Annotated in this window: 22 protein-coding genes; 6 read left to right on the top strand and 16 right to left on the bottom strand. The window is 58.0% G+C overall.

Annotated features, from left to right (window positions below; all coding sequences use genetic code 11):
* Positions 1–85 precede the first annotated feature (85 nt).
* The 3 genes from ACZM22_RS02475 to ACZM22_RS02465 all read left to right on the top strand — a co-directional run bounded on the left by ACZM22_RS02475 (position 86) and on the right by ACZM22_RS02465 (position 1,859).
* Complete coding sequence (locus ACZM22_RS02475) at positions 86–769, top strand: YkgJ family cysteine cluster protein (protein ID WP_244052614.1); 684 nt, start codon at positions 86–88, stop codon at positions 767–769.
* A gap of 181 nt (positions 770–950) precedes the next feature.
* The gene (locus ACZM22_RS02470) at positions 951–1,391 is read left to right on the top strand and encodes a DUF7659 family protein (protein WP_244052613.1); all 441 of its coding nucleotides are present in this window, start codon (positions 951–953) and stop codon (positions 1,389–1,391) included.
* 12 nt (positions 1,392–1,403) lie between these two features.
* Positions 1,404–1,859: a hypothetical protein gene (locus tag ACZM22_RS02465; protein WP_244052612.1), complete on the top strand. Its 456-nt coding sequence runs from the start codon at positions 1,404–1,406 to the stop codon at positions 1,857–1,859.
* A gap of 336 nt (positions 1,860–2,195) precedes the next feature.
* Here ACZM22_RS02465 and ACZM22_RS02460 read toward each other — a convergent pair whose 3' ends face one another.
* Together ACZM22_RS02460 and ACZM22_RS02455 are read right to left on the bottom strand one after the other, a co-directional pair.
* Positions 2,196–2,516 (bottom strand): YrrC family ATP-dependent DNA helicase, encoded by a 321-nt coding sequence (locus ACZM22_RS02460; RefSeq protein WP_489542975.1) that lies wholly within the window; start codon positions 2,514–2,516, stop codon positions 2,196–2,198.
* Positions 2,517–2,533: 17 nt separating this feature from the next.
* Positions 2,534–3,598, bottom strand: a complete 1,065-nt coding sequence (locus ACZM22_RS02455) for a YqaJ viral recombinase family nuclease (RefSeq protein ID WP_489542974.1) — start codon at positions 3,596–3,598, stop codon at positions 2,534–2,536.
* Positions 3,599–4,489: 891 nt separating this feature from the next.
* Here ACZM22_RS02455 and ACZM22_RS02450 point away from each other — a divergent pair.
* Both ACZM22_RS02450 and ACZM22_RS02445 read left to right on the top strand, forming a co-directional pair.
* The gene (locus tag ACZM22_RS02450; protein ID WP_006573960.1) at positions 4,490–4,690 is read left to right on the top strand and encodes a hypothetical protein; all 201 of its coding nucleotides are present in this window, start codon (positions 4,490–4,492) and stop codon (positions 4,688–4,690) included.
* Between the two features lie 57 nt (positions 4,691–4,747).
* On the top strand, positions 4,748–5,977 hold the full coding sequence (locus tag ACZM22_RS02445) for a site-specific integrase (protein WP_244052526.1): 1,230 nt from the start codon (positions 4,748–4,750) through the stop codon (positions 5,975–5,977).
* A gap of 170 nt (positions 5,978–6,147) precedes the next feature.
* On the opposite strand, the gene lysS is transcribed toward ACZM22_RS02445, so the two are convergent.
* The 8 genes from lysS to ACZM22_RS02405 form a co-directional block, all read right to left on the bottom strand.
* Positions 6,148–7,650, bottom strand: a complete 1,503-nt coding sequence (gene lysS, locus ACZM22_RS02440; RefSeq protein ID WP_489542973.1) for a lysine--tRNA ligase — start codon at positions 7,648–7,650, stop codon at positions 6,148–6,150.
* A gap of 53 nt (positions 7,651–7,703) precedes the next feature.
* A complete protein-coding gene (gene greA / locus ACZM22_RS02435) occupies positions 7,704–8,177 on the bottom strand; it encodes a transcription elongation factor GreA (protein WP_483267769.1) in 474 nt (157 codons plus the stop codon).
* A gap of 93 nt (positions 8,178–8,270) precedes the next feature.
* Complete coding sequence (locus ACZM22_RS02430; RefSeq protein ID WP_489542972.1) at positions 8,271–8,939, bottom strand: hypothetical protein; 669 nt, start codon at positions 8,937–8,939, stop codon at positions 8,271–8,273.
* 65 nt (positions 8,940–9,004) lie between these two features.
* Positions 9,005–10,222 carry a murein hydrolase activator EnvC family protein gene (locus tag ACZM22_RS02425; protein WP_489542971.1) on the bottom strand — a complete coding sequence of 406 codons (1,218 nt, stop codon included), beginning with the start codon at positions 10,220–10,222 and terminating at the stop codon, positions 9,005–9,007.
* Between the two features lie 17 nt (positions 10,223–10,239).
* On the bottom strand, positions 10,240–11,124 hold the full coding sequence (gene ftsX, locus ACZM22_RS02420) for a permease-like cell division protein FtsX (RefSeq protein WP_489542970.1): 885 nt from the start codon (positions 11,122–11,124) through the stop codon (positions 10,240–10,242).
* Between the two features lie 3 nt (positions 11,125–11,127).
* Positions 11,128–11,805 carry a cell division ATP-binding protein FtsE gene (gene ftsE, locus ACZM22_RS02415; RefSeq protein ID WP_489542969.1) on the bottom strand — a complete coding sequence of 226 codons (678 nt, stop codon included), beginning with the start codon at positions 11,803–11,805 and terminating at the stop codon, positions 11,128–11,130.
* A 234-nt stretch (positions 11,806–12,039) separates the two neighbouring features.
* A complete protein-coding gene (locus tag ACZM22_RS02410) occupies positions 12,040–13,134 on the bottom strand; it encodes a PucR family transcriptional regulator (protein ID WP_483267774.1) in 1,095 nt (364 codons plus the stop codon).
* 150 nt (positions 13,135–13,284) lie between these two features.
* Complete coding sequence (locus ACZM22_RS02405) at positions 13,285–13,998, bottom strand: pseudouridine synthase (protein WP_489542968.1); 714 nt, start codon at positions 13,996–13,998, stop codon at positions 13,285–13,287.
* Positions 13,999–14,078: 80 nt separating this feature from the next.
* Between ACZM22_RS02405 and ACZM22_RS02400 the strand changes: the two genes are divergently transcribed.
* Complete coding sequence (locus ACZM22_RS02400) at positions 14,079–14,543, top strand: DUF4830 domain-containing protein (RefSeq protein WP_489542967.1); 465 nt, start codon at positions 14,079–14,081, stop codon at positions 14,541–14,543.
* A gap of 205 nt (positions 14,544–14,748) precedes the next feature.
* On the opposite strand, the gene tuf is transcribed toward ACZM22_RS02400, so the two are convergent.
* The 6 genes from tuf to rpoC all read right to left on the bottom strand — a co-directional run bounded on the left by tuf (position 14,749) and on the right by rpoC (position 23,522).
* Positions 14,749–15,951 (bottom strand): elongation factor Tu, encoded by a 1,203-nt coding sequence (gene tuf, locus ACZM22_RS02395; protein WP_484424804.1) that lies wholly within the window; start codon positions 15,949–15,951, stop codon positions 14,749–14,751.
* 109 nt (positions 15,952–16,060) lie between these two features.
* The gene (fusA, locus tag ACZM22_RS02390; protein ID WP_483267778.1) at positions 16,061–18,169 is read right to left on the bottom strand and encodes an elongation factor G; all 2,109 of its coding nucleotides are present in this window, start codon (positions 18,167–18,169) and stop codon (positions 16,061–16,063) included.
* A gap of 30 nt (positions 18,170–18,199) precedes the next feature.
* On the bottom strand, positions 18,200–18,670 hold the full coding sequence (gene rpsG / locus ACZM22_RS02385) for a 30S ribosomal protein S7 (protein WP_483267779.1): 471 nt from the start codon (positions 18,668–18,670) through the stop codon (positions 18,200–18,202).
* A 134-nt stretch (positions 18,671–18,804) separates the two neighbouring features.
* Positions 18,805–19,221 carry a 30S ribosomal protein S12 gene (gene rpsL, locus ACZM22_RS02380; protein ID WP_022135056.1) on the bottom strand — a complete coding sequence of 139 codons (417 nt, stop codon included), beginning with the start codon at positions 19,219–19,221 and terminating at the stop codon, positions 18,805–18,807.
* An 83-nt stretch (positions 19,222–19,304) separates the two neighbouring features.
* Positions 19,305–19,550, bottom strand: a complete 246-nt coding sequence (locus ACZM22_RS02375) for a L7Ae/L30e/S12e/Gadd45 family ribosomal protein (RefSeq protein WP_483267780.1) — start codon at positions 19,548–19,550, stop codon at positions 19,305–19,307.
* Positions 19,551–19,757: 207 nt separating this feature from the next.
* Positions 19,758–23,522 carry a DNA-directed RNA polymerase subunit beta' gene (gene rpoC, locus ACZM22_RS02370; RefSeq protein WP_484424801.1) on the bottom strand — a complete coding sequence of 1,255 codons (3,765 nt, stop codon included), beginning with the start codon at positions 23,520–23,522 and terminating at the stop codon, positions 19,758–19,760.
* Positions 23,523–23,528: the final 6 nt, after the last annotated feature.

Below are 23,528 nucleotides of genomic sequence, written 5' to 3'. Positions count from 1 at the left end.
AGAAGATACGGGGACAACAGAACTTGTCCTATATGTTTTGGGCCGTGACGGATTTTCCGCCACGGCCCTTTTTCGGAGGATTGTCATGGATGATCAAAAAACAATGGTAGTGTCCGTTCATGCCAAAGACTGTGTGGACTACCAGTGCCGCAGGTGTGGACAATGTTGCCGTCATATCAAGGATAGTTTGATGGTGGAGAGCCTGGATGCCTACCGGCTGGCAAACTATTTGCGTGGCCGTGATCCCAACATCTGCACCATAGACGATGTGTTGACCCGATACTGCGAGCCTATGCCTCTGACCCAAGAGTGCTTTCCCATCTTCATGCTGAAAACCACAGGGACGGATGATTCCTGTATTTTTCTGAAGGACGGGCTGTGCAGCATCTACGAGGCGCGCCCCCGGACTTGCCGGATCTATCCCTTTTCTGTAGGGCCTGGAGAGCGGGGCCGTGATTTTGAATACTGCCTCTGCTTTGACCGCAATCAGCAGTATCATTTCACCGGTGGAAAGGTCTCCGTCAAAGACTGGTTTTACTGCAATTTCCCCAGAATGGAGAAAGAGTATTTGAAACAGGAATATACCGCTATCACGGAAATCGGTAAGCGGATGCGCTCGATCTCTCCGGAACTGTGCAAACAGATGACCTTCCAAGTGCTGTTTTACCGATATTATAACTTCAATTTGGATCAGCCGTTCCTTGAGCAATACGAGCAGAACACCCGCCTGTTGTTAGAAAAACTTCGGCAATTCGAGTTGGAAAGGTAAGGTGCTGTTATGATGTATGCCTTGGAGCACCTGACCCGTCAAGGGCCAGAGCATCAGTGGAAGCAATATGCCGTCTGTGCGAATAAAGACCTTTTAGAACGGATTCGCCACAGTCAGCCCCGTCCAGAAGAATGGCGTGTCAGGCTATCTGTACAGCAGAGGAAAGAGGAGGCCGCATAATATGAAAAACCAATATCAGGAGCTGCGGAATCGCCAGCAGGAGGAAGTCAACGCTTTTCCCATGTTTTTTGCGTTCGATAAACAGCAGTTCGCAGAGGGAATGCGCCGGCTCGGCCTGCGCCCTTCCGACATGAATCAGGTGTATGCTATTGCTGGCACCGGTGGATTTTACCGCAAAAGCGATGCGCCGAAGCTGCATGAAATGTTTGCCCGGCACCGCAAGGAGCTTGAGGAGGCCATCGCCGCTGATACAGCTGGAGACAAGTTCATTTATGAAATGTTCCTGACTGAACTTTCCAACCACGAATACGGCTATACCGGCGATGTTCAAGACACGCTTGATGCCCTGGGTATCACGCCCCAATACATGGAGGCCATGCCTCAGCTGAAAGCTGGTTTGGACTTGGCCTGCCAAAAAGTAATGCAGAATGACTGTTTTTAAGGAGGCCATGTTATGGAGCAGCAACATTATTTCCCACCGCTTCATGGCGCTGTGGATTGTGAAAAATGCGAGGCTCGGGATTGCTGGTGCCGGGGAAAATCCCAACGGAACCGGCGTGATATGACCCCTGCATCTGGAAGGTGCCCCAGGCTGCCTGACCTCTGCGGTTTTGTAGAAAAAGAAGAACGCGAGCTGTATAAAGCGACTTTTATGCTCGTTCATGCAGAGTATGGCGTCGGTGGTCTGCATTTGACACTCACGATTCCCGGTCACAAGAGACATCGGAAGGTCTACCAGACCAAAAGCGGGTACTGGTACTGCAACCTGACCAGTGAGAAGGGCTGTCCGGAACGGCAGGCGTTGAATTTGGAGGGCTACCAGTCCAAAGAAGATATTCTGCGGCACATGAAAAGCCTTCAGACCGACTACTGCATTCTTCGCTGCAGTATGGAAGGTTTCACTGTCTAAACTGTACCAAGCTATACAAATGGAGGATGTCCATGAGCAAGCTGACCAAAAGAGAAATTCAGCTCCACGATCAGGCGGTTCGTCTCCTGCAGAAAGAACACCTTTCCCACGAAGATAAGCTTTTTATCTTTGAAAATTTTCGGGAAGACGCGGAGTACATCAATAGCAAGTCCGGTGCATTTTTTACTCCTTTTGGACTTGCCAACGATTTTACTCTCCAGATTCCATGCCTATACGGAAAGACGATCAGAATTATCGACCTGTGTGCTGGAATCGGCGTACTGAGCTATGCGGCACAGCTGGAATGTAGTGACCGTGGCCGCTGCTATGCCGATATTAGTCGTCCCAGGTCAGAAGCGCGCTGCCGTAGCCTTCCACGCCGCTCGTGGTTTGAGGGACAATTTCATGCCACTGCTCCACCTGAAGCTGCATCCCATACTTTCCTTTTTTCCATTCGCCATCCAGTTCCAGCTCTACCGCGTCTGTACGGGGCAGTTCGTAGCCGGTTGCCACAAACCGAATCAGATGGTCCTTGTGCCGGCGGGTAGACCTGGCTTCTTGGGGCACATCCTTGTCCGTGGTTTTTACACTGATGATGCAGAACTTATTTGCAGGATTATGGTAAATTGTCCCATCATAAGTTCCTCTATGGATCAAATCATTTTCCTCCTTTCTCATGCCGCCTTGGTATCAATTTTCACACTGAACCTTCGGGATTCTGAAACGGTTACATACTGCTCGTAAATATCAGGGTGGTCCAGCTTCAGCCGCATCAGATTGTCTTTGTCAATGCTGGACTTTCTCACCGGATTGTAAGTAACGATATAGTTCACCCCATCCTGTTGGCAAACGGCCTTGCAGCTCTTGCCCATTTCCGCAACCAGCGCCGCCTTCAGCCTCTTCATATCCGCCTCAATCTCCTTGCTACCCGCTTCCGTGAGTTTCTCCTGCTCCTGAAGCTGGAGATAGCGCATCAATTTGGCTGTCAGGCTCAAATCAAGCGTTACAACGGGGGCATCCTGATCCGCAGAGCCCGTATGCCGGCGCACGCTTTCAAGCACCAGATCACCATCCTCGGTATAGGGCGGAGGTGTCCTGGTAAGAACATGGTTTTCCCAGAAATACTGTTCCAGAAAAATCATCTCCTCCTCATAGGACTCGTCCCGCCGGATTTCACGAATAATGGTTTCGTCCTCATTGTTGCCATACAGGCAGCAGAAGAAGCAGCGGTCCAAATTCATGACGGCCATATAGTGCCGCCCTTGGGCTTCATAATAGACGGGAACGGTTTCTTCACCGTTTAGCCACCAGTTATCCCTTGCGTTGTAGTTTGTGGTTTTGATCTCCAGAATTGCGGTACTGCCATCCGGCAATTCCACAAAATAGTCCACATCGGCCAGCATCCACGAATACTGCGGGTGCTGGAACATTTTTTTGATCTGATAGATCTTGTACCTTGTGCGGTGTTGGAATATCTTCGCCACCAACGGCTCCAACAGGTGCCCCATTTCCAGGGCAACCCAGTTGTCCTCATTGTCTTCGACCGCTACGATATTCAGCTTGTCAAAGTAGAGGTCTCTTGCTGTCCGCCAAGGTGAAATTCCCAGCAGAGCCGCCACATCACTGCCGCCAATCCCTTTCCGGCGGTATGCAAGCCATTCCTCTTCGGACAGGCCCGCCGTTTCCACCAAAATTTGGGGTTGACTTCGTTTTTCGGCAGCCGCATTGCTCGCCGGCATCTTTAGCACCCCCTCCGTGTGCGGCGGGGAATAGCGTGTACTCGAATCATTGGACTATGGACTTGGCTGGATTTGGGCACCTTCTGATGCTGCCAGTTCTCCAAAGGCCATTTCCTTTTTGCCATAGGCTCCTGCCTTCGCTTTTTTACATTCATGCGTGATACCTGCCTTTCTGTAGTTTGATATATCCTCAAAGCCGTTTCCGGCATTTGGGCGACAAAAAAGCGAGCATGACAAAGGGCAAAACGCCTGTCGTTCATAGTTGCCTATGAACCAATGTCATCCTCGCTGATGGGGAAACCCCGAAAAATAAAAAAAGCCAGTAATATACTGGCCCAAATGGGCACAGCAATACTACTGGCACAAATACAATCTTAACTGCGTGTGCAATGCAAGGCTCTTGGTCTTGCGGTACAGATTTTCATCTGTATCCCAATGGGGAACGCACAAAAATCAATTACAAAGACAGGATAGCACAATATATTGATTTAGTCAAGAACAAATGTCTATATATAGTCTAACAGAAGAATTTTTTTACAAAAAATAGGCTGTGCAGAAAAACAGCCTTCTTGCCCTATTTATAGGGTGTACAGACATGGTGCCGGATTCCGTAGCCAGTCTGCACGCTCTTTTTGTACCTTGACAATTCTCATAACCTCTTTTATCGGAGTTATACAGGAGATGCGGATAGTGTGTTTGTGCGCGCCCACAACTTAAATGTCGCATAGCGGCAGCCTGAAAATACGCGGCGGAAAGCCCCGGCGCAGGAAATGGACGATGGAAGAGCCTTCACACTTCCCGATGAATTTAAGTGACTTCATTGTTTTTGTTGAAAACCTTTTCCTACAAATCGTAGGGGATATATGTAATTGCAAATAAAGGAGGGCAATTATGGAAAAAAGAAAACCCAATGACCTTTCACCAGATCAGTGCTTGGCGGTCGATACAGAATCGCTTTGCAAACTGCTCGACTGCGGGCGGCACACGGCCGTCCAGATCGGCGACCTGGCCCACGCCCGCATCACCATGAATTCTCGTGTCCTTTGGAGCGTTCAGCGAGTAAAGGAATACTTGTACGAGATCTCATGCTAACAGAGCCCTGCCCATTCCGGGCGCAGCAACACACAAAACATCGGGAGGTATCAGCCTATGCCAAAAGTTAGAAAAGACAACAAAGGCCGTAACCTGCGGCCAGGAGAGACACAACGCTCAGACGGCAGCTATATGTTTGTCTATAAGCTGGGCAAAAAGAAAAAGTACATCTATGATTTTGACCTTGCCAGTTTGCGAGCCAAAGAAAAAGTGCTCAACCGTGACAGCGATGACGGTATTCGTACCCAGGAGGCTATGAAAATTACCCTAAATGATATGTTCAAAGTCCTCATGGATACGAAAATTCAGTTAAAGGCTTCTACACGGGCGAATTACGAATATCTTTGGAACAACTATGTGAAGGACGAGCCGTTTGCTAACATCCCTCTGCCTAATATCCGAAAGAGCGACATCCTGACCTTTTACACGAAGCTTTTGAAAAAAGGCTTTGCAATCAATTCTCTGGAAAGCATCAATAACCTGATCCATCCCACGCTGGAATTGGCGGTCGATGATGATTACATCCGAAAAAATCCCAGCAAGGGCGTCTATCGCTCTCTCAAAACAGAGGGGGCCGGGGCACCCCCGAAGAAAAGAATCGCGCTGACTATGACACAGCAGAAGAACTTTCTTCGTTTCATTTCCAAGTCACCGATGTATAGCCACTGGCTGCCTGTCATGGTCGTGCTGCTCGGTACAGGAATGCGTGTTGCGGAATGTACTGGCTTAACTAAAAATGATGTGGATCTGGAGAGCAACACCATCTCTGTCAATCATAATTTGATTTACCGTGTGATTGATGGGAAAGCAGGTTTTCACATCAACACCCCTAAAACAACCAACGGCACCCGTACCATCCCGATCCTGTATCCGCAGGTTGCTGAACAGCTCCGCACATTGATTGAAGTCATGGACACCCTCTATCCGGAAGACCTTGTGATGAATGGGTATCACGGTTTCCTTTTTAGGAATCGGGAAGGTTACTTTCTCAGTGCCCATAATATCAACCGGGCCATCCAGCGTATTTCCATCGCCTACAACGCCGAAGAAATGGATCAGGCTGAACTGGAAGATCGTGAGCCGGAACTGCTGCCGCATTTTAGCGTACATAACATGAGACACACATTCTGCACGCGGCTCTGTGAAAGCACGAACGACATCAAGTTTATCCAGCAAGTGATGGGCCACGCTGATTTTTCCACAACTATGGATATTTATACGCATATTACGCAAGAAAACATGAGAGAAAAAGCAGAGGCAATCAAGGGCAATTTGGTGCTAATGTGAAAATTGCAAAAAAGGGCAAATCCGCATAAAAAACACGGATTTGCCCTTCATTTTGGCCCGTCTGAAGCCGTCTGATTTCAAGCAAAAGTTGTAGAAAAGTTGTAGTTGTAAGCCCTTTTTACTACATCTTGTGCCGTCCCACTTCATCAGGCACTATATATTGTGGAATTTTAGTCCAACGGCTTCATCGTGGGGAACAGGATGACATCGCGGATGGAATCCGTACCGCACAGCATCATGCTGCAGCGGTCGATGCCGAAGCCCAAACCGCCGGTGGGCGGCATGCCGTACTCCAATGCCATGACGAAGTCCTCGTCCATCATGTCGGCCTCCTCGTCGCCGTTGGCGCGCTTCTCCGCCTGCGCCTTGAAGCGCTCGTACTGGTCGATGGGGTCGTTCAGCTCGCTGAAGGCGTTGCCCATCTCGCAGCCGCAGATGAACATCTCGTACCGCTCGGTGAGGGCGGGCTGCTCGGGGCTGCGCTTGGCCAGCGGGCTGACCTCCACGGGGTACATGGTGATGAAGGTGGGCTGGATCAACGTCTCCTCCACCTTCTGGTCAAAGGTCTCGTACAGGGCGTTGCCCCAGGTATGGGGCACGCCTTCCATGTCCACGCCCACGCTCTTGGCCAGCTCCACGCCCTTGTCGGCGTCGCCGACACAGGCCATGAAGTCGGCGCCGGTGACGTTCTTCACGGCGTCCGCCATGGTCACGCGCTGCCAGCTGGGGGTCAGGTCGATCTCGTGGCCCAGCCACTGGACATGATAGGTACCCAGAATTTCCTTGGCGGCGCCGGAGAGGATGCCCTCCAGAATGTCCATCATGCCGTCCAGATTGGTGAATGCCTGATACAGCTCGCAGGTGGTGAACTCCGGATTGTGCTTGGTGTCCATGCCCTCGTTGCGGAAGATGCGGCCCACCTCGTAGACGCGCTCCATGCCGCCCACGATCAGGCGCTTCAGGTGCAGCTCCGTGGCGATGCGCATGTACATGTCGATGTCCTGGGCGTTGTGGTGCGTGATGAAGGGACGGGCGTTGGCGCCGCCGGCGATGGGGCTCAGCACCGGCGTCTCCACCTCCATGAAGCCCAGACCATCCAGATAGCGGCGCAGATAGGCCACGAACTTGCTGCGGATCTCGAAGTTACGCTTGCTCTCGGGGTTCATGATAAGATCCACGTACCGCTGACGGTAGCGGATCTCCTTGTCGGTAAGGCCATGGAACTTCTCGGGCAGGGGGCGCAGAGACTTGCTCAGCAGCGTGATCTCCCTGGCGCGGACGGACATCTCGCCCCGCTGGGTGCGGAACACCTCGCCCTTGACGCCCACAATATCGCCGATGTCGTATTTCTTGAAGCGGTTATAGTTGTCCTCATCCATCTCGTCCTTGCGGGCGTAGATCTGGATGCGGCCGGTCTTATCCTGCAGATCGCAGAAGGATACCTTGCCCATGCCGCGCTTGCTCATGAGGCGGCCGGCCACGGATACCTCGGTGCCCTCCATGGCGTCGAAGTTGTCTTTGATGTCCTGGGTGTGGTGCGTCACGTCGAATTTTGTGATCTGGAAGGGGTCGCGGCCCTCATCCTGCAGGGCCTTGAGCTTCTCACGGCGGATGCGCAGCAGTTCACCCAGGTCCTGCTGCTGTGTCTCGTTGCGGTTGGTTTCGTCTGCCATCTTGCAGCCCTCCTTTGTATATTGCCAATGCGGACGCACTGTGCGCCCTGCGTTCAGCGTTCGATCTTGTCGATGCGGTAGCGGATCACGCCGCGGGGCGCCTCTACCGCTACCTCCTCGCCGGCCTTGTGGCCCATCAGGGCCTTGCCGAAGGGGGAGTCCTCGCTGACAGCGCGGGACATGACGTCCGCCTCCTGGGAGCCCACGATGCGGTACACCGGCAGCTGCTTGCCGCCGGCCAGCTCCGTCACGGTAACGACACTGCCGATGGTGATCTTGTCGGACTCCTCCGTCTCATCCACGATCACCGCGTGCAGCAGAATGTCCTCCAGCTCCGCGATGCGGGAATACAGCTTGCCCTGCTCGTTTTTCGCCTCGTCATACTCGCTGTTCTCGCTGAGGTCGCCGAAGCCGCGGGCCTCCTTGATGAGCTCCGCCACCTCATCGGCGCGGGTGGTCTTGCTGTAATCCAGCTCCTGCTTCAGCTCGTCGTAGCGGGCCTGACTCATTTTGAATTCTTTTGCCATGCTGCACATTCCTTTCTATTGGTAAGATGCCCCTTTACAGACAAAATACGCACAATATATCACGTTGCATTATAGTAAGTTTCCCCCCGCCTGTCAAGCGCGGGAAGTCACCGAAACCACATGAATTTCTGATGGCTCCCATTGCTCCGCTGCGGTCAGCGCCGCCAGCAGCTGCTCCGTCACCGGCCACGGTCCCAGCCCCGGCGCCGCGTAAGTCACCTGCTGGCGCGCGGCGCAGTCCGGTCCCAGGTACACTGCCGCATCCTGCTTCTCCGGTGCGGGGCCCAGATGCACCGTCACCGCCGGCGTATGGCCGCAGCACCCTGCCGCCAGACCGTACTGCGCCAGCAGCCATCGCTCCAGTCCCGTCTGGCCGGAGGGCTCCAGCGCCACGTACCGCGCCCGCCGGGCCAGCACCTGCGCGGCGCGCCGGGCCGCCGCGCCGTCCTCCCCTGTGTGCAATCGCACCGCCTGGCCCCGCAACCCCCGGGGGCATACGCAGTCCAGCAGCTCCCCCAGCTTGCAAAGCCGCAGGGCCTGCACCGGCGGCGGCCGGATGCCGTATTTTGCCGCCGCGGCCTGCCACGCATCGTCCTCGAATACCGCCGTTTTCACGCCGCACTGCGCCATCCGCCGCAGCAGGCGGCGGACGCCCCGGCGCCGCAGCAGGCCCTGCCCCGCCGTCAGCACCCAGAACGGCACGCCGCCGATGGTCTCCCGCGTCAGCGCCGTGCGCCGTCCCTGCCGGATATAGCCGTACATATCCCGCCTCCACGCAAAAAAACTCTGCATCATGGTATGATGCAGAGTTTTTGCATATGTCTTTCTTACCAGCGGGCGATGTACCCGGGCAGGTAGTCCAGCGGGTTCTGGTTGACGCCGTTGATCATCACCTCGTAGTGCAGATGGGGGCCGGTGGAGTTGCCGGTGGAGCCGGTGATGCCCACCGTATCGCCCTGCGTCACCATGTCGCCCACGCTGACGGACACGGAGCTGAGGTGGGCGTACAGCGTGGTGTAGCCGCCGCCGTGGTCCAGCACTACGTAGTTGCCATAGCCGCTGCCGCCGTAGGAGCCGTACACCACGGTCTTGGCGATGATGACCTTGCCGCTCTTGGTGGCCAGAGCCGCGCTGGTGGTGCCCACGCCGCCGATGTCCACGCCGCGGTGGTTGGTGCTGCCGATGCCGCCGGGGGACACACGTCCGCCCATGGGGGACGTAATGATCTTACTGGTGGTAACGGGCCAGATGAAGCCGCCGGGGCTGGGGGGCACGTCCGACGTCTCCAGCAGCTTTTTGATCTGGGCCTCGATCTCCTGGGCCTCCTTCTCCTCGGCGGCGGCCAGCTCCTCGTAGCCCTTCTGGGTGGCGGCGTACTCGGCGATCAGCGCCGCGGCCTCGTCCACCTTCTTCTGCAGCTCATCCTGCTGCTGGGCCAGCAGCTGCTCCTGCTCCTCCATGGCGGCCTTCTCCGTCTTGATGTTCTCACGGGTCTGGCGGATGGCTTCCATCAGGCTGCGGTCGTACTCCGCCACCTCGTTGACAAATTCCAGCCGGCTCAGCAGGTCGGAGATGCTGGTGGCCTTGAACAGTACCGACCAGTAGGACAGGCTGCCCCGCTCCTCCTCGCTGCGCACCTGCTGGCAGAAGAGGGCGTACTGCTCCTCCTCCATCTCCTGATAGACCTGGATCTGCTCCGCGTACAGGTCGATCTGAGCCTTGGTGTCATCGATCTCCTCCATCAGCAGTTGATTCCGCTGGTCCAGGAGGGTCTTGGTGCCCATGACGTCCTCTTTCTTGGACTTGGCGTCGGCGATCTGCTTCTGGAGCTCGGCGATACGATCCTTCTTCTCCTGCTTCTTCCGCTCCAGCTCGTCCATCTCGGCCTGACGCTGGGCCGCTTCCTCCGCCTTCTTCTGCTCCTCGGCGGCCTGATCCTCCTCGCTCTTGGTGGCATAAGCCCGCTGCACGGTACCCACCGCCGTCAGCGACAGCACCAGCAGCAGGGCCAGCGCGCCGCATAGAAGGCGTTTTCCTTTTTTCATAGCTCTCCCTCCGTTCATCAGACCCGCAGGAACCGCCGGATGGCTGTCAGGCTGCCGCCCACGCCCACCAGGATGCCCGCGCCCAGGAATACCAGCGCCACCGGCTGCCATATCTGCTCAAAGGGGATCACCGTCAGGATCTGCAGGCTGTCGGAGGTGCCGATGCCCCGGGCCACGGCGGTATACAGCAGCCACTGAAGGCCGAAGGCGATGACGGCGCTGAACAGGCCCAGCAGCAGCCCCTCGAACACGAAGGGCCAGCGGATGAACCCGTTGGTGGCGCCAACCATCTTCATGATGGCGATCTCGTCACGCCGGTCGAATGTGGTCAGTTTAATGGTGTTGGAGATGATGAACACCGACACCAGCAGCAGAATGGCGATGAGGGCGATGCTGATGATGCTCGCCACGTTGCGGGCCGTGGTGAAGCCCTCGGCCACCGCCTGATCGGCGCGGGCCTTGGCGATGCCCGTCACCTGCTCCACCGCCGTCTTGGTCTCCATGATGCGATCCGGGTCGGTGACATGGATAACATATCGGTGGCGGAACACATCTGCCGGCAGGTCGCCGTACAGCTCGTCGCCGTCGTACTTCTCGATATAGTTCTCCTTGGCCTCATCCCGCGACATGAACGTGCAGTCCGCCACGTTGTCCACCTTTTCCAGCTGGGCTTGCAGGTCCCGGGCCTGTGTCTCCGTCAGGGAGTCGTCCACGAAGGCCACCACCGCGTTCTCCTGCTGGAGATCCGATAGATTCTCGTTGGCGTTGTAGGCCACCAGTGTAAAGGTACCCATAATGAGGAGACAGGCCACACTGATGCCGATGGCGGCAAAGGACATGAACCCGTGGGAGAACATGTTCCCCGCGCCCTCCTTGATGAAAAATCGAAAATTATATTTCATGCCTTACACCTCATAGCTTCCCATACCATCGCCGATAACGCGGCCCTCATGGAGCAGGATGATCCGCTTGTTGAAGCGGTTCACCAGCCCTCGCTCGTGGGTCACCACGATGACGGTGGTACCCAGCGCGTTGATGCGCTCCAGCAGGGTCATGATCTCCAGTGAGCGGGCGGGATCCAGATTGCCGGTGGGCTCGTCGGCCACAATGGTGCTGGGGTTGTTCACCAGCGCCCGGGCGATGGCCACGCGCTGCTGCTCGCCGCCGGACAGCTCGTCGGGATAGCGGTTCTCCTTGTCCGCCAGACCTACCAGCTCCAGCACGTAGGGAATGCGCTCCCGCAGGGCTTTGGGCGATGCGCCCACGGCCCGCATGGCCAGCGCCAGATTGTCGTACACCGTCTTGTTGGCGATGAGGCGGAAATCCTGGAAGATCACGCCGATAGTCCGGCGCATGTAGGGGATCTGCCGCTCGGAGATGCGGCTCATGGAAAAGCCGTTGACCATCACGCGGCCCGAGGTGGGCACCACCTCACCGGTCAGCAGCTTGATGATGGTGGACTTGCCGGAGCCGGAGGGCCCCACGAGGAACGCGAACTCCCCATCGTCCACGGTGAAGGACACGCCGTTCAGGGCATGTGTCCCGTTGTCATATATTTTTTCAGCGTCTATCAAACGGATCATAACTCTGCTCCTGTTCGTCAAAATGCAACATCTTGTGGCTTGTTTCGAGCTTCTTTCATTATATATAAATGGTTACAAAATGGCAACAGGAAAGATATGAATATTTCCTTAAATTCCCCCACCGCTTTTTCGACGCGTTTCCCTGTCCGTGGGTTCCCGCAGGGGGATATTTCCGGTGAAAAAACAGCACCTGCGGGGCCCGCAGGTGCTGTTTTTTATGTAAACTTATTGGCGTTACGCGTCAATGCCGCGGCTGGTCAGGTACTTCTTGACCATCAGCGCCACCTTGAAGGTAATGGCATCGTCGAATTCCCGCAGATCCAGACCCGTCAGCTTCTTGATCTTCTCCAGACGGTACACCAGGGTGTTGCGGTGGACGAACAGCTTCCGCGCCGTCTCAGACACGTTCAGGTTGTTCTCGAAGAACTTGTAAATGGTGAACAGCGTCTCCTGATCCAGCGCGTCGATGGGGTTCTTCTTGAACACCTCCTGCAGGAACATCTCGCACAGGGTGGTGGGCAGCTGGTAGATCAGGCGGCCGATGCCCAGATTCTCGTAGTTGATGACGTAGCGTTCGGTGTCGAACACCTTGCCCACCTCGATGGCGATCTGGGCCTCCTTATAGCTCTTGGCCAGGTCCCGCAGGTGCAGAGCCAGCGTGCCGATGCCCACAAAGACGCAGCTCTCGCCGTCGATGCGCAGAGCCTCCTCAATGCGCTGGGCCACGGCCTCCAGATCCTTGGCGGTGGCGTTCTCGTCCATCTGGTGGATCAGGGCCACATCCTGCTCGCCCACACTGATGACGAAATCGTTCTGGCGGTCCGGGTACAGGCCCTGGATCACGTCCACAGGCACCGTCTCCAATCGCTCGTCCACCGGTCGGACCACGAAGACGCCACGGGCCGTCTCCGCCGCCACGTGCAGCTCCTTGGCCCGCATGTAAATATCACTGATCAGAATGTTGTCGGAGATGATGTTCTTGATGAAGGAACCCTTGTCGTGCTTCTCCTCATAATAGCTCTTGGCCGCGTTCAGGGACACCGCCGCCATGGAACATACCGTCCGGCTCATGCTGTCGTCGCCGCTGGCAAACACCGCGTAGTCAAAGTGACTGCTCCAGCTGGGCAGTGCCTTGAACGTCCGGCCCTCCAGCGTGATGCAGGCGCCCTCGGCGGCGGCGATGGGCTCCACGTATTTGGTCCACTTTTTGCCGATGCCCGTCAGTTCGCTGCATGCAATAACGGTACCCTCCGCGTCAAGGACGCCGATGGTGCGGTCCGTTGTCTCCTTGAACTGCAATACAACATTCTGAAAAATTCTTCCCGACATAACGACTCCTCCTGCGAGCCTCGCGTAGGTATTTTGTGCAATCTGTCAAGCCGATGCCCCTATTATATCGTCATAGTGACGATTTTGCAAGTGTTTTTTTCTCTTTTTAACAAAATATCTATCGATATTTTTACAGTTCTGTCTAAAAAATCACAATCCGGCGGTACACCGCAGTGATGCCGTCTCCTCCGCCGTCAGTTCTCTCCAACCTCCGATGGGCAGCGCCGCATCCAGCGTCAGCGGCCCCATAGACAGCCGCTTCAGGTACAGCACCGGTGCGCCCCTGGCCGCCAGCATCCGCTTCACCTGGTGGAACTTGCCCTCCCGCAGGGTCACAATGCACGTTCCCTCCGCCAGCGGCTCCAGTCCCGCCGGCAGGCACATCAGTCCATCGCCCAGGGTCATCCCCGCGGCAAAGGCGTCCACATCCGCCTGATCCAGCGGGCCATCCACGCGGGCGAAATAGCGTTTGTCCACGTGGTATTTGGGGCTCAGCAGCCGGTGGGCCAGCTCTCCATCGTCCGTCAGGAGCAGCAGGCCCTCCGTGTCCTTGTCCAGCCGCCCTACCGGCGACAGTCCCCGTTTCCGCAGTTCCGGCGGAAGCAGATCCAGCACCGTCCGCTGCCGGCTGTCCTCGGTGGCGGTCAGCACGCCGGCAGGCTTGTGCAGCATCACGTAGGTATATTTTTGCAGCCGCACCGGCTCGCCGCCTACGGTAATGACCGCTGTCTCCGGCTCTACCTTCTCCTCGGCGGAGGTCGCGGCAGCGCCGTTGACCCGCACCTGCCCCTGCCGCACCAGCTGCTTGACCTCCCGCCGCGACCAGCGGCCCGTAGCCGCCAGCACCTTGTCCAAACGTTCCATGCCGCCCTCCTGTGGTCATTTTTCCGATTATATCATATCCGTGCCCAACCGCCAATATAAATTAGCGAGAGGTGATGAGCTTGTACGTCATTCATATGCGCTTTACACGCCGAAAAATTCTGCTGGCCGCGGCGGCGCTGGTACTTGTCACCGGCATGGCCCTGCTGCTGGCCGGCTGCTTCCGCAGCGCCGCGCCCCGTGAAGCGGTGACGCTTGCCACCAACGAGCAGCGGGTAGCCTATCTGGAAAGTCTGGGCTGGCAGGTGCTGCCGGAGCCGGTGGCCACCATGGACCTCCAGCTGCCGGAGGACCTGAAGGCGCAATGGGGCGACTACCTGAAGCTCCAGACACAGCAGGGCATGCCCATGGCTGACTGCGCCGGTCAGGTAGTGCGCCGCTTCACCTACACTGTTACCAACTACCCTGATGTACCGGACGGGGTGCAGGTGAATCTGTTCACCTGTGGAGACCGGCTGGTGGGCGGCGACATCATCGCCACCGGTGAAAACGGCTTCCAGACCGGGCTGACCTTCCCTGAGAAGTAGGTACTTCCCAGCGGACGCGGGGCGGCACGGCGCAAACGCGGGCGGGGTACACAACGCGGATACGATGCGCGAAATGCAGATGCTGCGGCCGGCGCAAGCCTCCCCGTCCAAAGCGGGCCTCCTGCGTCCCAGATGCGAAAAGAGAGACACGCTTGCGCGTGTCTCTCTTCTTTAGATCATCTGATCCGTGACCTTCGGCGGGAAATTACTCCTCGATGGCGATGACGACGCCGGAACCGACGGTACGGCCACCCTCACGGATAGCGAAACGCAGACCGTTCTCGATAGCGATGGGGGTGATCAGCTCAACCTTCATGTCGACGTTATCGCCGGGCATGCACATCTCAACGCCCTCGGGCAGAGTGATGACGCCGGTCACGTCGGTGGTACGGAAGTAGAACTGGGGACGATAGTTGTTGAAGAAGGGGGTATGACGGCCACCCTCGTCCTTGGTCAGAACGTACACCTGACCGGTGAACTTGGTGTGGGGATGGATGGAACCGGGCTTAGACAGAACCTGGCCGCGCTCGATCTCGGTCTTCGCAACACCACGCAGCAGGGCGCCGATGTTGTCGCCGGCCTCAGCGTAGTCCAGCAGCTTGTGGAACATCTCGATACCGGTAACGGTGGTCTCACGCTTCTCATCGGACAGACCGACGATCTCGACCTTCTCGTTCAGGTTCAGAATGCCACGCTCCACACGGCCGGTAGCAACGGTACCACGGCCGGAGATGGTGAACACGTCCTCAACGGGCATCAGGAAGGGCATATCCTCCTTGCGGTCGGGGGTGGGGATCCAAGTGTCAACAGCGTCCATCAGCTCCTTGATGCACTGATACTCGGGAGCGTTGGGATCGGTGGACTCGGAAACCAGAGCGTTCAGAGCGGAACCACGGATGATGGGGGTCTCGTCGCCGGGGAAGCCGTAGAAGTCCAGCAGCTCGCGGACTTCCATCTCCACCAGCTCCAGCAGCTCCTCGTCGTCGACCTGATCGCACTTGTTCAGGAAGACCAGCACGGAGGGCACGTTCACCTGACGAGCCAGCAGCAGGTGCTCACGAGTCTGAGCCATGGGGCCGTCGGAGGCGGCGATGACCAGGATGGCGCCGTCCATCTGAGCAGCACCGGTGATCATGTTCTTGATATAGTCGGCGTGGCCCGGGCAGTCAACGTGGGCATAGTGACGCTTGGCGGTCTCGTACTCAACGTGAGCGGTGTTGATGGTGATACCACGCTCGCGCTCTTCGGGAGCCTTATCGATGGAAGAGTAATCGGTGTACTCAGCGCCGCCCTGCATCGCCAGATACTTGGTGATCGCAGCGGTCAGAGTGGTCTTACCATGGTCGATATGACCGATGGTACCGATGTTAACATGGGGCTTTGTTCTTTCAAATTTCTGCTTAGCCATTTGAAATGATCCTCCTTAACAGTTTTGTATCATGTGTTGGGCAGCACTAACAATCTAACACTGCCATTTTACAGTATTCACGCGGGAAAATCAATTGTAAATTACGGTTTTATAAATTTTCCCGGCCGGTGCGCTTGCTGATCAGCTTTTCCTGCAGGCTCTTGGGCAGCTCGATGTAGTGGCTGGGCTCCATGGTGTACTGGCCGCGGCCCTGAGTACGGGAGCGCAGGTCAGTGGCGTAGCCGAACATCTCTGCCAGAGGCACGAAGGCGTCGATCTGCTGTGCGCCGGAGCGCATCTCGTAGCCCTGGATCTGTCCGCGGCGGGAGTTGATATCGCCGATGACATCGCCCATATACTCGTCAGGCACGATGACGCAGACTTTCATGATGGGCTCCAGCAGCGTGGGATCGGCCTTGCGCATGGCCTCCTTGAAGGCCATGGAGCCGGCGATCTTAAACGCCATTTCGGAGGAGTCCACCTCGTGGTAGGAGCCGTCGAACAGCGTGACCTTCACGTCCACGACGGGATAGCCCGCCACGACACCGGCCAGCATGGCGCCCTGAATACCGGCATCGATGGCCGGAATATACTCCTTGGGAATGGCGCCGCCCACCACAGCGTTGACAAATTCGTAGCCCTTGCCGGACTCGTTGGGCTCCACATGGATCTTGACGTGACCATACTGGCCCTTACCGCCGGACTGGCGGGCATACTTGGTGTCCTGATCCACGGCCTTGCGGATGGTCTCCTTGTAGGCCACCTGAGGTGCGCCTACGTTGGCCTCCACCTTGAACTCGCGGAGCAGACGGTCCACGATGATCTCCAGATGCAGCTCGCCCATACCGGCGATGATGGTCTGACCCGTCTCCTCGTCCGTGTAGGTACGGAAGGTGGGGTCCTCCTCGGCCAGCTTGGCCAGGGCAACGCCCATCTTCTCCTGGCCGGCCTTGGTCTTGGGCTCGATGGCCACGCGGATCACAGGCTCGGGGAACTCCATGGACTCCAGGATAATGGGGTTCTTCTCATCGCACAGCGTGTCGCCGGTGGTGGTGTTCTTCAGACCCACCACGGCGGCGATGTCGCCGGAGTAGACGGACTCGATATCCTCGCGGTGATTGGCGTGCATCTGCAGGATGCGGCCCATACGCTCGCGCTTGCCCTTGGTGGCATTGAGGACAGAGGAGCCCGTGGTCAGCGTACCGGAGTACACGCGGAAAAAGCTCAGACGGCCCACATAGGGGTCGGTCATGATCTTAAAGGCCAGCGCGGCGAAGGGCTCGTCGTCGGAAGACTTGCGCTCCTCCTCCTCGTCGGTCCTGGGGTTGACGCCCTTGATGGCAGGAACGTCGGTGGGTGCGGGCATGTAGTCCACGATGGCGTCCAGCAGCTTCTGTACGCCCTTGTTGCGATAGCTGGAGCCGCAGACCACGGGCACCATCTTCACGGCGCAGGTGGCCTTGCGGATGGCGGCGCGGATCTTGGCGGTGGGGATCTCCTGACCCTCCAGATACATCTCCATGATCTCGTCATCGAACATGGAAACGGCATCCAGCAGCTTCTCGCGGTACTCGTTGGCCAGATCCATCATGTCCTCGGGGATGGGCTCCACGCGCATGTCCTTACCCAGCTGATCGTAGTAGATATCGGCATCCATCTCCACCAGATCGATGATACCCTTGAAGGTATCCTCCTTCCCGATGGGGAGCTGGATGGGGACGGCGTTGGCCTTCAGACGGTCATGCACCATGTCCAGCACGTGGTAGAAGTCCGCGCCGGTGATATCCATCTTGTTGACGTAGATCATACGGGGGACATGGTAGTGATCGGCCTGACGCCACACCGTCTCGGACTGCGGCTCAACACCGCCCTTGGCGCACATTACGGTGACGGAACCGTCCAGCACGCGCAGAGAACGTTCCACCTCCACAGTAAAGTCCACGTGGCCCGGGGTGTCGATGATGTTGATGCGGGTCTGGGGGAACTGATCCTTGGAGCCCTTCCAGTAGCAGGTGGTAGCGGCGGAGGTGATGGTGATACCACGCTCCTGCTCCTGCTCCATCCAGTCCATGGTCGCGGTGCCCTCGTGCGTTTCGCCCAACTTGTAATTCACGCCCGTGTAGTACAGAATACGCTCTGTGGTAGTGGTCTTTCCTGCATCAATGTGGGCCATGATGCCGATATTTCTCGTATTCTCCAGTGTTACCTTTCTCGGCATACCGTTCTCCTTCTCAAATCGTAATTTGGGTTACCAACGGAAGTGGGCGAATGCCTTATTGGATTCGGCCATCTTGTGGGTATCCTCGCGCTTCTTCACGGCGCTGCCGGTGTTGTTGGCAGCGTCCATGATCTCGCCTGCCAGGCGCTCGGCCATGGTGCGCTCGCCGCGGGCGCGGGAGTAGGCAGTCAGCCAGCGCAGACCCAGGGTCTGACGACGGGCGGGACGGACCTCCATGGGGACCTGATAGGTGGCGCCGCCGACACGGCGGGCCTTGACTTCCAGGCTGGGCATGATGTTTTCCATCGCCTGGGTGAACACTTCCAGAGGCTCTTTCTCGGTCTTTTCCTTGATAATATCAAAGGCGCCGTAGACGACCTTCTGGGCGACGCCCTTTTTACCGTCCAACATGATGCTGTTGACCAGCTTGGTCACCAGCACGGAGTTGTACATAGGATCGGGCAAGATCTCTCTCTTGGGAACATTACCTCTTCTGGGCACTATGCTTCCCTCCTTCATAAAAATATGATTTCATAGGTACTCAACAGCCGCGGTCCGGCTGTTGTACGGCCTGCCAAAGAGGTACATTATAAATATAATGAGAAACCTTTTGGCAAAGCTCAGAGATGCAAGGCTTACTTGCTCTTGGGGCGCTTTGCGCCGTACTTGGAGCGGGCCTGCATACGGCCGGAGACGCCCTGGGTATCCAGAGTACCGCGGATGATGTGGTAACGGACGCCGGGGAGGTCCTTGACACGGCCACCGCGGATCATGACGACGGAGTGCTCCTGCAGGGAGTGGCCCACGCCGGGGATGTAAGCGGTGACTTCGTAGCCGTTGGTCAGACGCACACGGGCGATCTTACGCAGAGCGGAGTTGGGCTTCTTGGGGGTCGCAGTTCTGACGGCAGTGCAGACGCCGCGCTTCTGAGGGGAGCTGAGGTCAGTCTCCTTGTTCTTCAGCGTGTTCAGGCCCTTCTGCATGGCGGGAGAATTGGACTTGTAGGTGCTCTTCTTGCGGCCCTGCTTGACCAGCTGGTTAAAAGTAGGCATTTGGTTTCTCCTTTCTCAAAAATTTCTTGGGATGCTTCCCTATATTTTCCACGGAACAAACGGAGTTTATTCCGGCTGGAAACTCATTGCGCCACAATGGCCACCGCGGCGGCGGCCACGGCGATGCCGCAGGCCCTGCCCAGCTGCTGCATGGTCAGGGAGCAGTCGGCGCTGACGCCTTTCTCGCGGCACAGCGCCAGCAGCGGCTCCGTCAGGGCGGGGTCCGCGTCGCAGGCCAGATAGACCTGTCGGGCCGTGCCCTGTGTGACGGCTCTCCGTGTCTGCTTGAGGCCTACTACCTTTTCCTTTGCAGTCAGCTCTCCGGCCACGGATGACGCCCTCCTGTCATGGCATAACAAATCCCGCGGACGATCCCGCGCAATTTGAAATTATAGCATAGGGCGGGGCAAGCGTCAAGTAGGATCGGCACAAAAATTTGTGTAGTTCACTGAAATTTTCCCGTGAAAATACGGCGTTTTCACGAAAGCACCCCTCCGCCGGCCGGCGGAGGGGCGCTTGGATGTGGTCAGGGGTGCTTACTCCTCGTCACTGCGGGGATCGCTGTCGGCGGGCTCTGCCGTCTGTGCAGGAGTCTCATCCTCCACGGGACCGGCGGACGCGGCGTAGACGTTCTCCACCGCCTCCTCCTCGGCCTCCACGTCGGGGACCAGCTCCTCCGCCAGCTTGCGGTAGGCCGTCAGGCCGGCACCGGCGGGGATGAGTTTACCGATGATGACGTTCTCCTTCAGACCCACCAGATGGTCCACCTTGCCCTTGATGGCGGCCTCGGTCAGGACCTTGGTGGTCTCCTGGAAGGACGCGGCGGACAGGAAGGAATCGGTGGCCAGAGACGCCTTGGTGATACCCATCAGCAGCTGGGTGCAGGTGGCCTCCTGCAGGGGCTCGCCGTCCTCGCGGACCTCGCCGTTGGCGATGCGCTGACGCACGGCGGCATTGGCATCCTCCACCTCCAGCACGTCGGCCATGGCGCCGGACAGCAGGGTGGTGTCCCCTGCCTCCTCCACGCGGACCTTGCGCATCATCTGGCGGACGATGACCTCGATATGCTTGTCGTTGATGTCCACGCCCTGCTGACGGTAGACCTTCAGGACCTCCTGGATCAGGTAGTTGTGGACCGCGGAAGCGCCGCGGATACGCAGCACATCGTGGGGGTTCAGGGCGCCCTCCTGGATCTGGCGGCCCTTCTCGATGACCTCGCCGTCCTTCACCAGCAGGCCGGTATGGGGCGTGGAGTAGGTGCGGGTATCACCGTCATCGGCGGTGACGATGATGTTCAGCAGGCTGCCCTTGGCAGCCTCCTCGAAGCGGACCTTACCGCTGATCTCGGACAGGGTGGCCATCTTCTTGGGCTTGCGGGCCTCGAACAGCTCCTCCACTCGGGGAAGACCCTGGGTGATGTCGCCGCCGGCCACGCCGCCGGTATGGAAGGTACGCATGGTCAGCTGGGTACCGGGCTCGCCGATGGACTGCGCCGCGATGATGCCGACGGCCTCGCCGGGGCCCACAGGCTTGCTGGTGGCCAGGTTCATGCCGTAGCATTTGGCGCAGATACCGCTGTGAGCGCGGCAGGTCAGCACGGTGCGGATCTCGGCGGAGTGGATGTCGAAGGATTCCAGCAGCGCCGCGTCGCTCTCGGTCATCATGTGATCCTTGGAGATCAGCACCTCGTCGGTGCCGGGCTTCAGGATGTCGTTGACCGGGAAGCGGCCCTTGATGCGCTCGGAGAACTTCTCGATGACCTGACCGCCCTCGCTGATCTCGGACACCAGGATGCCCTTGGCAGCGCCGCAGTCGGCCTCACGGATGATGACGTCCTGGCAGACGTCCACCATGCGGCGGGTCAGATAACCGGAGTCGGCGGTACGCAGAGCCGTATCGGCCAGACCCTTGCGGGCGCCTCGGCTGGAGGTAAAGTATTCCAGCACGCTCAGGCCCTCACGGAAGTTGGCCTTGATGGGGATCTCGATGGTCTTACCGGCGGTGTTGGCCATCAGGCCGCGCATACCGGTAAGCTGACGGATCTGCTTCATGGAGCCGCGGGCGCCGGAATCCGCCATCATGAAGATGGGGTTGTACTTGTTCATGTTGGCCGTCAGGGCATCGGTGACATCGGCGGTGGTCTTTTCCCACTCGCGGACCACCAGCTTGTAGCGCTCCTCATCGGTGATGAAGCCCATGTTGTACTGGTCCTCGATGTCCACCACGCGCTGCTCCGTCTCGGCGATCAGCTCATACTTGGCCTTGGGCACCGTCATGTCCGCGATGGAGATGGTGATGGAGCCGCGGGTAGAGTACTTGTAGCCGGTGGCCTTGATGTTGTCCAGCACCTCGGCGGCGATGGTGAAGCCGTACTGGTTGATGGTGCGGTCCACGATCTTGCCCAGCAGCTTCTTGCCGCAGGTCTCAGTGATCTCGTAGTCGAAGAACTTGTCGGTAGGCTTGCCGTCCTCGTCGAGGCGCTTCACAAAGCCCAGATCCTGAGGGATGTTGCGGTTGAAGATGATGCGGCCCGCAGTGGCACGCACCACATGGGTCACTTTTTCGCCGCCCAGCTCCTTGGTGACGCGGACCCAGACGGGCTGGTGGATGCCGATGATGTGCTCGTTATGAGCCATCAGCACCTCGTCCTCATCGCGGTAGATGTTCAGATGGACATTGGCCCTCTCCTCGTCGGTGAGCTCGTCGTAGGTCCTGCCGGCCAGAGCGAAGTCGATACCCTCCGGCCAGTACTCGTCGTTGTCCATCTGGGACACGCCGTTTTCGAAGCGCTCAAAGGTCAGGTAGTAGGAGCCCAGCACCATATCCTGGGTAGGCACGGTGACGGGGCCGCCGTCCTGGGGACGCAGCAGGTTGTTGGCCGACAGCATCAGCAGACGGGCCTCGGCCTGGGCCTCGGCGGACAGGGGAACATGGATAGCCATCTGGTCGCCATCGAAGTCGGCGTTGAAGGCCGTGCAGTTCAGGGGGTGCAGCTTCAGGGCGCGGCCCTCCACCAGCACCGGCTCAAAGGCCTGAATGCCCAGACGGTGCAGCGTAGGCGCACGGTTCAGCATGACGGGATGGTCCTTGATGATCTCGTCCAGCGCGTCCCACACCTCGGTACGGCCCTTGTCCACCATCTTCTTGGCGGACTTGATGTTGTTGGCAGAGCCGTCCTCCACCAGCTTCTTCATGATGAAGGGCCGGAACAGCTCCAGTGCCATCTCCTTGGGCACACCGCACTGGTAGATCTTCAGCTCGGGGCCGACACAGATAACGGAACGGCCGGAGTAGTCCACGCGCTTGCCCAGCAGGTTCTGGCGGAAGCGTCCCTGCTTGCCCTTCAGCATATCGCTGAGGGACTTGAGGGCGCGGTTGTTGGCGCCGGTGACGGGGCGGCCGCGGCGGCCGTTGTCGATGAGGGCGTCCACCGCCTCCTGCAGCATGCGTTTCTCGTTGCGGACGATGATGTCGGGGGCATTCAGCTCCATCAGGCGCTTGAGGCGGTTGTTGCGGTTGATGACGCGGCGGTACAGGTCGTTCAGGTCGGATGTGGCGAAACGGCCGCCGTCCAGCTGGACCATGGGCCGGATCTCCGGCGGGATGACCGGCAGGACGTCAATGATCATCCACTCCGGCTTGTTGCCGCTGAGGCGGAAGGCGTCCACCACCTCCAGGCGCTTGACGATACGCGCCTTCTTCTGACCGGAGGTGGTCTTCAGCTCCGCATGGAGCTGCTCGCTCAGCTGCTCCAGATCAATTTGCTGCAGCAGCTTCTTCACGGCCTCGGCGCCCATGCCGGCGTCGAAATCGTCCTCGTACTTTTCCCGCATGTCGCGGTATTCCTTCTCAGACAGGATCTGGTTCTTGATGAGGGGCGTCTCGCCGGGATCGGTAACGATATAGGCGGCGAAGTACAGCACCTTCTCCAGAATGCGGGGGCTGATGTCCAGCAGCAGGCCCATGCGGGAGGGAATGCCCTTGAAATACCAGATATGGCTGACGGGGGTGGCCAGCTCGATATGGCCCATGCGCTCACGGCGCACCTTGGCCCGGGTGACCTCCACGCCGCAGCGGTCACAGATCTTGCCCTTGTAGCGGATCTTCTTATACTTACCGCAGTGGCACTCCCAGTCCTTCGTCGGCCCGAAAATGCGCTCGCAGAACAGGCCGTCCCGTTCCGGCTTCAGCGTGCGGTAGTTGATGGTCTCCGGCTTCTTGACCTCACCGTAGGACCACTCACGGATCATCTCCGGAGAAGCGATGCCGATCTTAATGGCGTCAAATGTTGCGTAACTCATAATGCA

Source organism: Vescimonas sp. (genome assembly GCF_057856985.1).
The sequence above is the reverse complement of the archived record's forward strand: the minus strand, read 5'-3'. Positions and strand labels throughout refer to the sequence as shown.